The 14108-nt window shown below is 66.5% G+C and carries 9 protein-coding genes and 1 riboswitch; of the genes, 5 read left to right on the top strand and 4 right to left on the bottom strand.

All coding sequences use genetic code 11. The features are described from left to right. Position 1: 1 nt before the first annotated feature. Entirely contained in the window at positions 2-883 is an 882-nt protein-coding gene (locus tag ABE546_RS07230; RefSeq protein WP_346463052.1) for a hypothetical protein, read from the top strand. A gap of 65 nt (positions 884-948) precedes the next feature. On the opposite strand, the gene ABE546_RS07225 is transcribed toward ABE546_RS07230, so the two are convergent. Then, positions 949-1374, bottom strand: coding sequence for a HupB (locus ABE546_RS07225; protein WP_346463051.1), 426 nt, complete (start codon positions 1372-1374; stop codon positions 949-951). A 36-nt stretch (positions 1375-1410) separates the two neighbouring features. Next, positions 1411-3501: a catalase gene (locus ABE546_RS07220; protein WP_346463050.1), complete on the bottom strand. Its 2091-nt coding sequence runs from the start codon at positions 3499-3501 to the stop codon at positions 1411-1413. Between the two features lie 181 nt (positions 3502-3682). On the opposite strand from ABE546_RS07220, the gene ABE546_RS07215 reads away from it, so the two are divergent. Together ABE546_RS07215 and ABE546_RS07210 are read left to right on the top strand one after the other, a co-directional pair. Further along, positions 3683-4393: an AraC family transcriptional regulator gene (locus ABE546_RS07215; protein ID WP_179460368.1), complete on the top strand. Its 711-nt coding sequence runs from the start codon at positions 3683-3685 to the stop codon at positions 4391-4393. Between the two features lie 75 nt (positions 4394-4468). Then, complete coding sequence (locus ABE546_RS07210; RefSeq protein ID WP_346463063.1) at positions 4469-5866, top strand: amino acid permease; 1398 nt, start codon at positions 4469-4471, stop codon at positions 5864-5866. 780 nt (positions 5867-6646) lie between these two features. On the opposite strand, the gene gcvP is transcribed toward ABE546_RS07210, so the two are convergent. Next, on the bottom strand, positions 6647-9526 hold the full coding sequence (gcvP, locus tag ABE546_RS07205) for an aminomethyl-transferring glycine dehydrogenase (RefSeq protein WP_346463049.1): 2880 nt from the start codon (positions 9524-9526) through the stop codon (positions 6647-6649). 88 nt (positions 9527-9614) lie between these two features. Continuing rightward, a riboswitch (glycine riboswitch) is annotated at positions 9615-9716 on the bottom strand. Positions 9717-9996: 280 nt separating this feature from the next. Here gcvP and ABE546_RS07200 point away from each other — a divergent pair. Next, positions 9997-11220, top strand: a complete 1224-nt coding sequence (locus ABE546_RS07200; RefSeq protein WP_346463048.1) for a multidrug effflux MFS transporter — start codon at positions 9997-9999, stop codon at positions 11218-11220. Between the two features lie 72 nt (positions 11221-11292). Then, on the top strand, positions 11293-11679 hold the full coding sequence (locus ABE546_RS07195) for a hypothetical protein (protein ID WP_346463047.1): 387 nt from the start codon (positions 11293-11295) through the stop codon (positions 11677-11679). A gap of 141 nt (positions 11680-11820) precedes the next feature. Here the strand turns inward: ABE546_RS07195 and ABE546_RS07190 are convergent, their stop codons facing one another. Next, positions 11821-13815: a M2 family metallopeptidase gene (locus tag ABE546_RS07190; protein WP_346463046.1), complete on the bottom strand. Its 1995-nt coding sequence runs from the start codon at positions 13813-13815 to the stop codon at positions 11821-11823. Positions 13816-14108 lie beyond the last annotated feature (293 nt).

The following is a 14108-nucleotide window of genomic DNA, read 5'->3' as shown; positions in this document are numbered from 1 at the left end:
CATGGCGGCCGCGGCGACCGGGGCACACCCGGGGCGGGCCCGCTTCCGTCCATCGCCAAAGTGCGCGATGCTCTGCCGAACGGGGGAGGGGCGCATGGGCAGCAGGGACGAGGGCAGCATTGACGGGGATGTCCCGGCCGAGCAGACGCCGACCGATTGGTCGTTGCTGCCGATCACGCATGGCAACGAAGATTCGATGGTGGCCGTGATCTGGCGCCTGCTGCGGCAGGAGCCGGCCTTGATGGTGAGCGCGGGATATGTGTTCCTCTCCGTGCTGGGGCTGTGGTCGAGCTTCTTTTTCTATTTCAAATTCCGGCTGTCGATCCTGGACTACCTGCAGGTCAGTGATTTCCTGGTCGCCGGGCTGCGCGATCCCGCCTACCTGTTGATCCTGTTGCTGGGGGCCCTGCTTGCCGTGGTGCTGGGCTGGCCGGAGACGCTGCGGCGGCGCAACCCTGCCAAGGTGGCACGCCTGCGCGCGCGGCACTGGGGATGGCGGATGCTGTTCTCGGAATCGCCGTGGATGAACTGGGAATTCTCCGGGCTGCGCCCACTGACCGGCATGTGCATTGCGGTGGTCTGCTTCATGGCATTCGGCGCGGCGCTGTATGCCCTGAGCACGGCCGAAAAGATCCTCGATGGGAAGGGCGGTACGCCCGTGCAGGTCGTGCTCGCGGGTGACGCGGCCGCGCTTCCCGGCACCGCGAAGCTGCTGGGATCCAGCAGCGCGTTCGTGTTCCTGTGGTGGCCGGCGCAGCGGCGGGCAGAAGCCGTGCCGATCGGCTCGATCCGCCGGCTGCAGTCGATGCCCTTGCCGGCGAAGCCGGTAGCGCCCAAGCCGGTCACGCCGTCGGCGCAGCCCACTGCCGCCGCGAAACGGTAAGCAGCACTGCCTGCGCCCTGCCGCATGCTGCCTCAGGCAGCACGCGGCAGGGCCCGGCGTGTAGATCAGGCGTTGCTGGCGGCTCCTTTACGGGCGCCCGTTGGTACCTTTTTCGCAGACGTCCCGGCGGCGGTTTTCGACGCTGCTTTTCGGGGGGCCTGCTTTGCAGCGGTCTTCTTTGCCGCTTTTTTCACGGCCTTCTTGACGGCGGGTGTTGGCGTCGCCTTTTTCGCGGCCTTCTTCGTCGCAGCCTTCTGTGCAGCGGTCTTTTTTACCGCTGCCTTCTTCGTCGCCGACGCTTTCGTTGTCCGGGTTGCAGTTTTCTTCGCGCTGCCGCCCTTCCTGCCGCCACCATCCTGCTTGTTGACCGTGGCCCAGGCGATGCGCTCGGCGGCGGCACCGCTGCGCCCCTGGTCTTTCTCGCTTTCCTCGATGTGCCCGGCTTTGCGCTTCTGCGTGTCGGTATAGCTGGATTTATCACCCCGTGGCATGGACGTGCTCCTGTGTGGTGATGACGAAAGCGCCGCTCAGGCGAGCGTGCGCACCTTCGGTTCGCGGGCCCACTGGCGGGTAGCGGCGGCGGCGAGGAAGGCCTTGGCATCCTCGGCCTCGACCACCCCGGCATCGTTGCCGACCCGGGCAACCTTCAGCAGCGCCTGTGCGCCGTCATCGGCGGCGATCGCCTTCAGATGGGCCCAGGCGTCGCTGACGAAATCGATCGCGGCCGATTCCCTGCTCAGCTTCTTGGCGGCGTCGTTGCTCAGCACCACGGCGACCGCATCGAACACCACCGAGGGCGTGCCCGCCAGCTGACCATCGGCGGCCAGCGTCTTGCCGTCGCTGAGTTTGGCGCCACCGATCTTCGGCGCGACCAGCTTCACGCTCGCCCCGGCCTTGTCGGCCGCCTTGCGCAGGTTGGCGATCAAGGCCGCGTCGGAGCCTTCGTCGAACAGGATGCCGATGCAGCGGCCTTTGAGCAGGTCCTTGGTGCGGCCGATGATGCGCACTTCCGGCGCCTTCGGGAAATCCTGTGCCGGGGTCTGCGTGGCGGCCGGCTCGGGCAGCGCCGGCATCGCCAGACCGTCGGCCACGCGCTTGGCCAGTGCATCGTCGATGTTGCGCAGGTGGCTCACGGTGCGCTCGCGCACCTTGACCGTCTCCACCTTGGACAGCTCGAACACCAGCGCCGAGGCCAGATGCGCCTGCTCCGGCGCCTCCAGGCTACGAAAGAACATGCGGGCCTGGCTGTAGTGATCGGCGAAGCTCTCCGCGCGCACGCGGCCCTTGCGGCCGTCATCCGGCGCGGTGGCGTGACTGGGGAAGCCGTCGACGCTCTCACGCGGGCTGTCGCCCTGCAGCGAACTCGGATCGTAGGCGACCCGGCCCTTCGGGATGTTCATCTGCATGTGGCCGTCGCGCTGGTGGTTGGCGAACGGGCACTTGGGCGCGTTGACCGGGATCTGGTGGAAATTCGGGCCGCCCAGGCGGCTGAGCTGGGTATCCAGATAGGAGAACAGGCGGCCCTGCAGCAGCGGATCGTTGCTGAAGTCGATGCCCGGCGGCACGTTGGCCGGGCAATAGGCGACCTGCTCGGTCTCGGCGAAGAAGTTGTCCGGCCAGCGGTCCAGCACCATCCGTCCGATCACGGTCAGCGGCACCAGCGACTCGGGAATGATCTTGGTCGAATCCAGGTGATCGAACGGGAAGGCCTCGGCCTGTTCCTCGGTGAACAGCTGCACCGCCAGCTCCCACTCGGGGAAGTCGCCGGCGGTGATCGCCTCGAACAGGTCGCGCCGGTGGAAATCGTTGTCCGCGCTCTGCAGCTTGACGGCCTCGTCCCACACCGTGGACTGGATGCCCAGCTTCGGCCGCCAGTGGAATTTGACGAAGGTCGACTCGCCGGCATCGTTGATCAGCCGGAAGCTGTGGATGCCGAAGCCTTCGATGGTGCGCAGCGAGCGCGGGATCGTGCGGTCGCTCATCGCCCACATGATCATGTGCATCGATTCGGGCATCAGCGAGACGAAATCCCAGAAGGTGTCGTGCGCGCTGGCCGCCTGCGGGAAGGCACGGTCCGGCTCCATCTTCACTGCATGGATCAGGTCGGGGAACTTGATCGCGTCCTGGATGAAGAACACCGGGATGTTGTTGCCGACCAGATCCCAGTTGCCTTCCTTGGTGTAGAACTTGACCGCGAAGCCACGCACATCGCGCGGCGTATCCACCGAGCCGGCGCCGCCAGCCACGGTGGAGAAGCGGGTGAACAGGGGGGTGCGCACGCCGACTTCGCTGAGGATCCGGGCGCGGGTGTACTCACCCAGCGAGCGGGTAAGTTCGAAGTAGCCGTGTGCGGCGCTGCCGCGCGCATGCACGATGCGCTCGGGGATGCGCTCATGGTCGAAGTGGGTGATCTTCTCGCGCAGGATGAAGTCTTCCAGCAGGGTCGGCCCGCGCGGGGTGGCCCGCAGCGAATTCTGGTTGTCACCGACCGGGATGCCCTGGTTGGTCGTCAGGACGGGATGGCCATTGCCCGCGCGCTGGTGCAGTTCATCCCCTTCGCCGCGGGCGTCGGTGGCGGGTGCGGGGGCGTTCTTCGTGCTTTTCTTGCTGGCGGCCATGAGGCGACTCCGGGAGCTGGCGGGAAGGGGATCGCCTCACACTGGCGGCCGGGGCGTTAATCGAGGGTGCGAAAACCGGGCGCTGCTTGCACCCGCGCTTCACATGCGGCGCCCGGGCGCTGGGTGACGCGCGTGCGGGCAGGTATCCTTGGGCGCGTCTTCCCCTGTTCTTCCCGACCGCATGCGCGTTGAACCCGCCGACATCGAAGCCCTGTTTGATGCGATCCCCGACGTCCTGTTCTTCATGAAGGACTGCGACGGGCGCTATACGCACATCAACCAGACCATGCTGCGTCGGCTGGGGCTGAAATCCCGCAAGGACGTGATCGGGCGCACCGCAGCGGAGATTTACCCAACCGGTCTGGGGGCCGATTACGCCACCCAGGATGAGCAGGTGCTGGCGGGCAAGGTCATCGAGAACCTGATGGAACTGCATCTGTTCGCCAACCGCGAGCCGGGCTGGTGCCTGACCTGCAAGCGGCCGCTGCTGGTGGATGGGCAGATCCGCGGGCTGATCGGGATCTCGCGCGACCTCGGCCAGAAGGACAGCCTGGGCACCCAGTACGAACAGCTGCGCCTCGCGCTGGCACATCTGAATGCGCATTACGCCGAGAACGTGCGCATGCAGACCCTGCTGGACATCACCGGGTTCTCGCTATCCAAACTGGAGCGCACCTTCCGCAAGGTGTTCCAGATGACCCCGCAGCAGGTGCTGACCCGTCTGCGCATCCAGATGGCGGTACACCTGCTGCATGGCCCGGACAGCATCGCCAGCATCGGCCAGGCCTGCGGTTTCACCGACCAGAGCGCGTTCACCCGCAAGTTCAAGGCCGAGGTCGGGCTGTCGCCACGGGCCTACCGTGCCCAGATCGGCGAGCGCGCCGCTGCCTGAGGCGGGGTGGGGCTTCCGGCCTATGCCGTCGCGCGGCCGACAGGGTATGGTGTCGCACTTGTTGCCTGCCAATCGATTCCGATGCCCGCATCCCAGACTCCGGCTCCTGCCACTCCGCCCGCCGATACCCGCCTGGGGCACGCGCTCAAGCCCCGCCAGCTGATCATGATGGGCCTGGGCAGCGCGATCGGCGCCGGCCTGTTCCTCGGCTCCGGGGTGGGCGTCCAGGCCGCTGGTCCGGCAGTCCTGCTGTCGTATCTGGTCGCCGGCGCGCTGGTGATCATCGTGATGAACGCGCTGGGCGAAATGGCCGCGGCCAAGCCGACCAGCGGCGCGTTCTCGGTCTACGCCGCCGACGCCATGGGCGCCACCGCCGGCGCGACGGTGGGGTGGCTGTGGTGGGTGCAGCTGGTGATCGTCATCGCCGCCGAGGCGGTAGGGGCGGCCGGGCTGCTCGCCACGGTCTGGCCGGCGATCCCGGTGCCGATGGCCGCGCTGGCCTTCATGCTGTTCTTTACGGCGATCAATCTGCTCGGGGTGAAGAACTTCGGCGAGTTCGAATTCTGGTTCGCCATCCTCAAAGTCGCCGCGATCGTCGGCTTCATCCTGATCGGCGTGGCCCTGCTGATGGGCTGGCTGCCGGACGTGGCTTCGCCGGGCCTGCGCAACTTCACCGAGCACGGCGGCTTCATGCCCAAGGGCCTGGCCGGAATCGGCGCGGCGTTGCTGGTGGTGGTGTTCGCCTTCGGCGGCACCGAGATCGTGGCCGTGGCCGCGGCCGAAACCGAAGATCCCGAGCGCAGCATCGCCCGCGCGATCCGCACCGTGGCCTGGCGCATCCTGGTGTTCTACATCGGCTCGTTGAGCGTGATCATCGCGGTGGTGCCGTGGACCAGCGAGGCACTGAAGTCGCCGTTTGCTGCCGTGCTGGAAGCCGCCAAGATTCCGGGCGCGGCGACGGCGATCACGCTGATCGCGGTGATCGCGCTGCTGTCGGCGCTCAATGCGAATCTGTATGGCGCCTCGCGGATGATGTACTCGCTGGCGCAGCGCCGCGAGGCCCCGGCGGTGCTGGGGTGGACCGATCCGCGCCAGGTGCCGATCATCGCGGTGCTGGCCAGTGTGCTGTTCGGTTTTGCGGCGACGGTGATGGAGCTGCTGTTCCCGGACAAGGTATTGCCGGTGCTGCTCAACATCGTGGGCTCGACGTGTCTGCTGGTCTGGACGATTTCGTTGTTGTCGCAGTTGATTCTGCGCCATCGTGCGAACCGGGATGGGACGCGGTTGCCGTTCCGGATGGCGGGGTATCCGTATCTGACGGTGATCGGGTTGGGGGTGCTGGCGCTGATTTTCGGTCTGTTGTTGTCCGAGGCGCATACGCGGTTGCAGTTCCTGTCGATGGCGGCGCTGACGGCGGTGATTGCGGCGAGCAGTGAGATTGCGCGCCGGGTGCGTGGTGGTCGGAACGGCTGACGTTCGACAGCCAACAGCCAACAGCCAACAGCCAACAGCCAACAGCCGTAGATTCGGGCCTCCGCTTGACTGGGCGGGCACGGGTGGGTTGTCGGGACCCGCTGCAAGTACGTCCTTGTAAGCTCGTATGCCGCCATCCATGGCGGCATACGGTCCCGCCAACCCACCCGTGCCCACCCCCTGACAGGGGGCTGGTGGGCAATGGGAAGTCAAAAGCACAACGCAGAACGCTGCCAAGCTGATGCCGGGCTGTTGGATGCACTGATGCTGGCAACTGGCAACACAACCCAACGCTCAAAGCTCAAAGTTCGACACTGGATACGCACTGCGTACTAGCAGTAGCACTTAGCACTTAGCACTTAGCACTTAGCACTTAGCACTTAGCACTTAGCACTTAGCACTTAGCACTTAGCACTTAGCACTTAGCATTGAACGTTGGGCGCCCATGCTGATGCTATGGACAGTCATCCGATGAGTGCATGAGGTGTTAGTGCTCGCCTCCGTTGCACGGCGATTGCGTTTGCTTTTTCAGAGGTAGCCGACCCACTGTCGAGGGCGGGGGTGTGCGGGTTGGCGGGACCGTTGGAGCGGCATGGATGCCGCTCACGAGCCTCAAGGGACGGATTTACGGCGTGTCCCGCGGACCCGCACACCCCTGCCATGCCACAGCATCTCGCCGACGTTGAGCTCGGCCGGTGCGCCAGATTGGGGGGGCATGAAGCAACACAAAAAACGGCCCGCTTGCGCGGGCCGTCTGCTGTTGCGTCAGGGCAGGGAGGCTTAGACCTCCACGCCCTCGTCTTCCTTGTACGCATCGACCGGGATGCAGGCGCACATCACGTTCTTGTCGCCGTAGACGTTGTCCACGCGTGCCACCGGCGGCCAGTACTTCTGCTGGCGCAGGCTGGCCAGCGGGAAGGCCGCCAGCTCGCGCGGGTAGGCGTGGGCCCACTCGCTGGCCGAGACCGCCGTGGCGGTATGCGGGGCGTGCTTGAGAGGGTTGTCCTCACGGTCCAGGCGGCCGTCTTCGATTGCCGCGATCTCCTCGCGGATCTGGATCATCGCGTTGATGAAGCGATCCAGCTCGTGCAGCGATTCGCTCTCGGTCGGCTCCACCATCAGCGTGCCGGCGACCGGGAAGCTCAACGTCGGGGCGTGGAAGCCGAAGTCGATCAGGCGCTTGGCCACGTCCTCGGCGCCGATGCCGGAGGTCTTCTCCAGCGGACGCACGTCCAGGATGCACTCGTGCGCCACCAGCCCGTTGCGGCCGGTGTACAGGGTCTTGAAGTGCGGGGCCAGGCGGGTGGCGATGTAGTTGGCGTTGAGCAGGGCCACCTGGGTCGCCTTGCGCAGGCCGGCGGTGCCCATCAGGGTGATGTACATCCAGCTGATCGGCAGGATCGAGGCGCTGCCGAAGCTGGCCGCGCTGACCATGCCGACATCGCCTTCGCCACCGAGCACCTTCGGCAGGAACGGGGCGAGGTGCGACTTGACCGCACACGGGCCGACGCCCGGGCCGCCGCCGCCGTGCGGGATGCAGAAGGTCTTGTGCAGGTTCAGGTGCGAGACGTCCGAGCCCCACTTGCCGGGCTTGGCCACGCCCACCAGGGCGTTCATGTTGGCACCGTCGGTGTACACCTGGCCGCCGTGCTTGTGCACGATCTCGCAGATCTCCACCACCTCTTCCTCGAACACGCCATGCGTGGACGGGTAGGTGATCATCAGCGCGGCCAGACGATCGCTGTACTTCTCCGCGTTGATGCGGATGTCGTCCAGGTCGACGTTGCCGTTGGCATCGGTCTTGGTCACCACGACCTTCATGCCGCACATCTGTGCCGAGGCCGGGTTGGTGCCGTGCGCCGAATCCGGGATCAGGCAGACGTCGCGATGGCCCTCGCCGCGCGAGCGGTGGTAGGCGCGGATCGCCAGCAGGCCGGCGTATTCGCCCTGCGCGCCGGAGTTCGGCTGCAGGCTGACCGCGTCATAGCCGGTGCACTCCACCAGCATCGCTTCCAGACCGTCGATCAGTTCCTTGTAGCCGGTGGCCTGGTCGGCCGGGGCCAGCGGGTGGATGTTGGCGAACTCCGGCCAGGTCACCGGGATCATCTCGGCGGTGGCGTTGAGCTTCATGGTGCAGCTGCCCAGCGGGATCATGGTGCGATCCATCGCCAGATCCTTGTCCGCCAGCGAACGCAGGTAACGCAGCAGTTCGTGTTCGCTGTGGTGGGTGTTGAACACCGGGTGGGTCAGGAAGGCGCTGGTGCGCACCAGATCGGCTGGCAACGCATCGGCGGTGGCCGCATCGAGCGCATCGACATCGACCGTGGCACCGAACAGCTGGCCAAGCGCGACGATGTCGGCGCGGGTGGCGGTTTCATCCAGGCTGATGCCGACCGCGTCGCTGTCGATCGCACGCAGGTTGATGCGTGCCGCAGCGGCCTTGGCGTGGATCGCCTTGGCGTCCACATCCTTGACGTGCAGGGTGTCGAAGAAGTGCTCGCCGACGTTGAGGCCGGCGCCGCGCAGTGCCGCGGCCAGGATCGCGGCCAGGCGGTGGGTGCGGCGGGCGATACGGGTCAGGCCGTCCGGGCCGTGGTACACGGCATACATCGAGGCCATCACCGCCAGCAGCACCTGTGCGGTGCAGATGTTGGAGGTCGCCTTCTCGCGGCGGATGTGCTGCTCGCGGGTCTGCAGCGTCAAGCGGTAGGCAGCGTTGCCCTGCGCATCGACCGAGACGCCGATCAGGCGGCCCGGCATCGAGCGCTTATAGGCATCGCGGCAGGCCATGAAGGCGGCATGCGGGCCGCCGAAGCCGAACGGCACGCCGAACCGCTGCGAGTTGCCGACCACGATGTCCGCACCCCATTCGCCGGGGGCGGCGATCAGGGTCAGCGCCAGCAGATCGGTGGCCACGGCGACCAGGCCGCCGCGCGCGTGCACGGCATCGGCCAGCGCCTTGTAATCGCCGATATGGCCGAAGGTATCCGGGTACTGCAGCAGCACGCCGTAGGCTTCGGCTTCCATCGCCTCGGCCGGGGTGCCCACGCGCAGCACGATGCCCATCGGCTCGGCGCGGGTGCGCAGCAGTTCCAGCGTCTGCGGGTGCACGGCGTCGTGCACGAAGAACGTATCGGACTTCGACTTGGCCGAGCGCTTGGCCAGCGTCATCGCTTCAGCCGCGGCGGTGGCTTCATCCAGCAACGAGGCGTTGGCGATTTCCATGCCGGTCAGGTCGGCGCACAGCGTCTGGAAGTTGATCAGCGCTTCCATGCGGCCCTGCGAGATCTCGGCCTGGTACGGGGTGTAGGCGGTGTACCACGCCGGGTTTTCCAGCACGTTGCGCAGGATCACGTTCGGGGTGAGCGTGCCGTAGTAGCCCTGGCCGATGAAGGTGCGGAACACCTGGTTCTTGTCGGCGATGGCGCGGATCTTGGCCAGTGCCTGCACTTCGGTCAGCGACTCGGGCAGGTCCAGCGGTGCCGGCGATTTGATCCCGGCCGGGACGATCGCATCGGTCAGCGCGTCCAGCGAGGCGTGGCCGACCACGTCGAGCATCTGCGCGATTTCGGCGTCGTTGGGGCCGATATGGCGTTCGACGAACGCGTGGCTGTGTTCAAGCTCGCGCAGGGAGGGGGTGTTCTGGGACATGGCTGGCATCTCGGAGAGTGGGCACGCACGTTCGGAAGGCGGCTGGGCCAGGGCGCGTCGCGGGCGACAGCGATCCACCGGACCTTGCGGTCTTCCTGGGTGCCCCTCTGTCCTTTTGCCTGAGAGTTTGGAAGCGCGCATCGGCGTGCTTCGTGCCCCTTCGGCGCCGGCACTCGCCGGTCTCTCCAGAGTTTTGGTACGGGTGGTATCGGGCCTGAGCGATTACGGGCGTTGCGCCTTCGGCAGCGGGTGTCCGCTTCTCCCACCATGTAGCGGGGCGATTATAGCCCAGCGCTTCGGCCCACTGGGCCTTTCCGGCACCTGAATACGGGCGCGCACGTGCGCCGGAAACCGTGCCCGGGCATGGTGCCAAGGGCTGCAAAGGCCTATGATCACTGGATCCTCGTATTCATCTGGCGCCGCCCGTTCCGGGCCAGGCGCCCGCCGTGCAATGCGCATGGCCGCTGACGGAAGCCCGCATGACGCCCGCCTCACCCTCGACCCGCCGCCTGGCCCTGCTGCTCGCAGGCCTGGCGATGTTCGGTCCGTTCTCGATCGACACCATTTTCCCGGCGTTCCTGTTGCTGGGCGAGCGCATGCAGGTGGACCAGGTCGCGGTGCAGCAGACCATCAGCGTGTACCTGCTGTTCTACGGCCTGATGAGCCTGGCGCACGGCCCGCTGTCGGATGCGTTCGGCCGCAAGCGCGTGATCATCGGCGGGCTGGTGCTGTTCATCGGCGCCTCGATCGGCTGTGCGCTGTCGCGGGACATGACCACCTTGCTGGTGTTCCGCGCGCTGCAGGGCGTGACCGCCGGTGTGGGTGTGATCGTCGGCCGCGCGGTGATCCGCGATCTGTACCACGGTGCCGACGCGCAGCGGTTGATGAGCCAGGTCTCGATGATCTTCGGCGTGGCCCCGGCGATCGCGCCGATCATCGGTGGCTGGATCCTGCTCGGCGGCGGCGACTGGCCGCTGATTTTCTGGTTCCTGGTGCTGTTCGGCGTGGTGTTGCTGCTGGCCACCGGCAAGTGGCTGCCGGAAACCCATCCGGTCGAGGCGCGCACGCCGCTGTCGATGCGGGAACTGCTGCGCAGCTATGCGCGGATGGGGTCCAACGCGCGCCTGCTGCGTCTGGCCGCGGCCGGCGCCTTCAACTTCTCCGGCATCTTCCTGTACATCGCGTCCGCGCCGGTGTTCGTGATGCAGCATCTGCAACTGGGCGAGGGCGGCTTTGCGTGGTTGTTCATCCCCACCATCGGCGGCATGACCATGGGCTCGTTCCTGTCCGGTCGGATGGCGGGCCGGCTCACCGCGCAGCGGCAGATCGCGATCGGGTTCGGGCTGTGTGCGGTCTCGGCGCTGTTGAACGTCGGTTACGTGGTGTCGGTGCCGCAGATCGCGCTGCCGTGGGCAGTGATGCCGATCTTCCTTGGCGGTGTCGGCATGGCGCTGATCTTCCCGATCCTGGCGCTGGCCGTGCTGGACATGTATCCGCGTCAGCGCGGCCTGGCCTCGTCCATGCAGATGTTCATCCAGCTGATGATCAACACCGTGGTGGCCGGCGTGGTCTCGCCGATGCTCAGCAGCAGTCCGGTGCATCTGGCGTTGGGCTACATGGGCTTCTTCGCGCTGGGCGGCTCGTTCTGGTACTGGGAACGGTATTGCGAGCGCCGCCGCGAAGTACTGACGCCCATCGAGTAGGCCACGCAGCTGGCGGGTCCCCCAGGGCCCGTGCGGTATCCTTTGCCCTTTCATGCAGTCCGGAAGTCCCTGATGTCGACCACCTCCAAACTGCGCCGCGACATCCGCCGGCGCCGTGAAACCCTGGCCGCCAACCGCGAGCAGGCCGCCACCCCGCCGGTCGAGCCGCATGCCGAACTGCGCGACCAGCAACGTACGCTGCTGGCCGGCGTGGTACGCCGTGATGGCGAGTGGGTGCTGGGCATGGATGGGCGTATCGCCGGCCAGACCACCAGCGCGGCACGCGTGCTGGCCTTGATCATGCAGGCCGCCGAACTGCACGAGCGGCAGGGCACGCCAGTCCGGCTGGTGTACTCGGACGTGTTGAAGGATGCCGCGCACGCCGAGGCCAAGGCCGATGGCATGGACTTCGAGCAGTTCAAGACCGAGCTGGCGGCCGCCCTGAAACCCAAGTCGTAGCGCCACGCCACGTGTGGTTGCAGGTGTCCCGGCCCATCGAGGCCGGACGCAGGCCACAGCGTCAGGGACAAAAAAACCGGCCTTTCGGCCGGTTTTTTCGTTGCGGGCTGCGGCCGGGCAGGGCCCGGCCCAACCCATGGGTTACGGTGCCCCGGGCGCCGTCGGTGCGGCCGGGGCCGCAGCGGTGGCCGCCGGCACCTGCCACCCACACATCTGGCCCTGGTTCTGCTGCTTGAGCCACTCGTTGACCGGGGTGAAGTACTCGATCATCGGGCCGGCATCGAGCTTGTCGCCGCCGGTGATTTCCTTCAGCGTAGCCTGCCACGGCTGGCTAGCGCCCTTGCTCAGCATCGCCCAGAACTTCTGGCCGGCTTCCTTGTTGCCGTAGAAGCTGCACTGGTGCAGCGGGCCCTTGTAGCCGGAGGCATCGCACAGGCCCTTGTAGAACTGGAACTGCAGGATGCGCGCCAGGAAGTAACGGGTATACGGGGTGTTGCCCGGCACGTGGTACTTGGCACCGGCGTCGAAGAACTCCTCACCGCGTGCGCTGGCCGGCGCCACGCCCTGGTACTTGGCCTTCAGGTCCCACCACGCCTGGTTGTAATGGTCCGGGGTGATCGAGCCATCGAACACCCCCCAGCGCCAGCGGTCGATCATCAGGCCGAACGGCAGGAACGACACGCCGCTCAGGGCCATGCGCATCTGCGCGTTGATGGTCGCCTCGCGGCTTTCCTGCGGGGTGTCCACCAAGCCGATCGAGTTGAGGTACTGCGGCGTCATCGCCAGCACGATGGTGTCGCCGATCGCTTCATGGAAGCCATCGTTGGCACCGCCCTGGAACAACGGCGGCAGCGGGTTGTAGGCCAGGTCGTAATAGATGTGGCCCAGCTCGTGGTAGATCGTGGTGAAATTCTCTTCGTTGGGCTTGATGCACATCTTGGTGCGCACGTCGCCTTCCATGTTCATGTCCCACGCGCTGGCGTGGCAGACCACGTCACGGTCCAGCGGCTTGATGAACTGGGTCTTGTCCCAGTACGACTTCGGCAGTGCCGGCATGCCGAGCGAGACATAGAAGTCCTGCGCGCGCTCGGTCATCTGCTTGGCGGTGCGCAGTTCGGCTTCACGCTGGGCCTTGTACAGCGCTTCCACGTTCGCGCCGCTGCCGGCCTTGGCCAGTGCGCCACTGAGGTTGGTCTGGTACTGCTTTTCCAGTGCGGCGGTGATGTCCAGGTTGCCGGCGCCGGGATACGGTTCCAGCTGGTCCCACAGGTTGGACCAGTCCTGCTGCCACATGTTGCCGGTCAGGTGCGCGGCGATCAGGCCGCCGTTGACCTCGGCCTTGTCCTTGCCGTACGTGCCGTCCAGCTTGGTGCGGGCATAGCAGTGAAGCTGCTCGTACATCGGCTTGACCTGGTCCCACAGGCGGTCGGTTTCCGGGCCGATCTGGTCGGCGGGCATGTCATAGCCGCTGCGCCACATCTGGCCGGCATCGGCGAAGCCCATTTCCTTGGCGCCTTCATTGACCAGGCTGACGAAGCGTTCGTAATCGGCGCGCATCGGCTTGGTGGTGCCGTGCCAGCCCTGCCAGGCGTCGAGCTGCTTGTCATAGTCGCGGCTGCGGGCGAGCACCTGTTCCAGATCGCCGAGCTGGCGGCAGCTCTGCGGGTTGGCTTCATCGGTGCAGTATTTGCCGGAGCCGTAGGCGCCTTCCATGCGGCTGGCGATGCGGGTCAGCTCGGAGAGCTTGGCCGGGTCGCGCGGGGCGGGCATGGAGGTCATCAACTTGAGCAGGTGGATCTGGCGCTTGGTGTCTTCGCTCATCGGCTGGCCGTCGTACTGACCGGCCTGGGTGATCCAGCCATTGAGGACGGTGAGCCAGCGCTCGTTGGCCTTGGCCGCGACGCGCTCGGAATCGTCATTGATGTAGGTCGAAGACAGCCACTGGGCCGAGGTCATTTCCGGGTACATGGCTTTGTACTCGGCGTTGACGCGGGCGATGAACTGGTCCGCGGTTTCCTTGGACTGGGTGGTGCCCGTGGCCGGTGCATCGGCGGGGGACGGTTCCTTCTGGCAGGCCGCCAGCGTCAGTGCGGCAGCACTGACTGCCAGGGCCAGCAGGAGCGGGCGGTGGTTCACGGGCACATCCTTGGGTGGTGACAGACCGGCGAAGGCTAGTGAAGCGCCGGGCGCACCGCAAGGGGCAGGGCAGCAGGGGGCGGGTCGATCGTCAGTGTCAACGACAGCTTCAGCGGCAACTTCAACGGCGAAGGTTTGGCGGCCGTGTTACGTGGGGAGGGTCGGTGTGGGTGGGTTGTCGGGACCCGCCGTGAACCCGTCCATGGGGGCTCGATATGCGCCATCCATGGCGCATAACGGTCCCGCCAACCCACCCACACCGCCCCGTCGACAGTGGGTCGGTGCGCATGGGA

Source organism: Stenotrophomonas sp. TWI377, from assembly GCF_039674525.1.
Taxonomy (GTDB): Bacteria; Pseudomonadota; Gammaproteobacteria; order Xanthomonadales; family Xanthomonadaceae; genus Stenotrophomonas.
The sequence above is the reverse complement of the archived record's forward strand: the minus strand, read 5'-3'. Positions and strand labels throughout refer to the sequence as shown.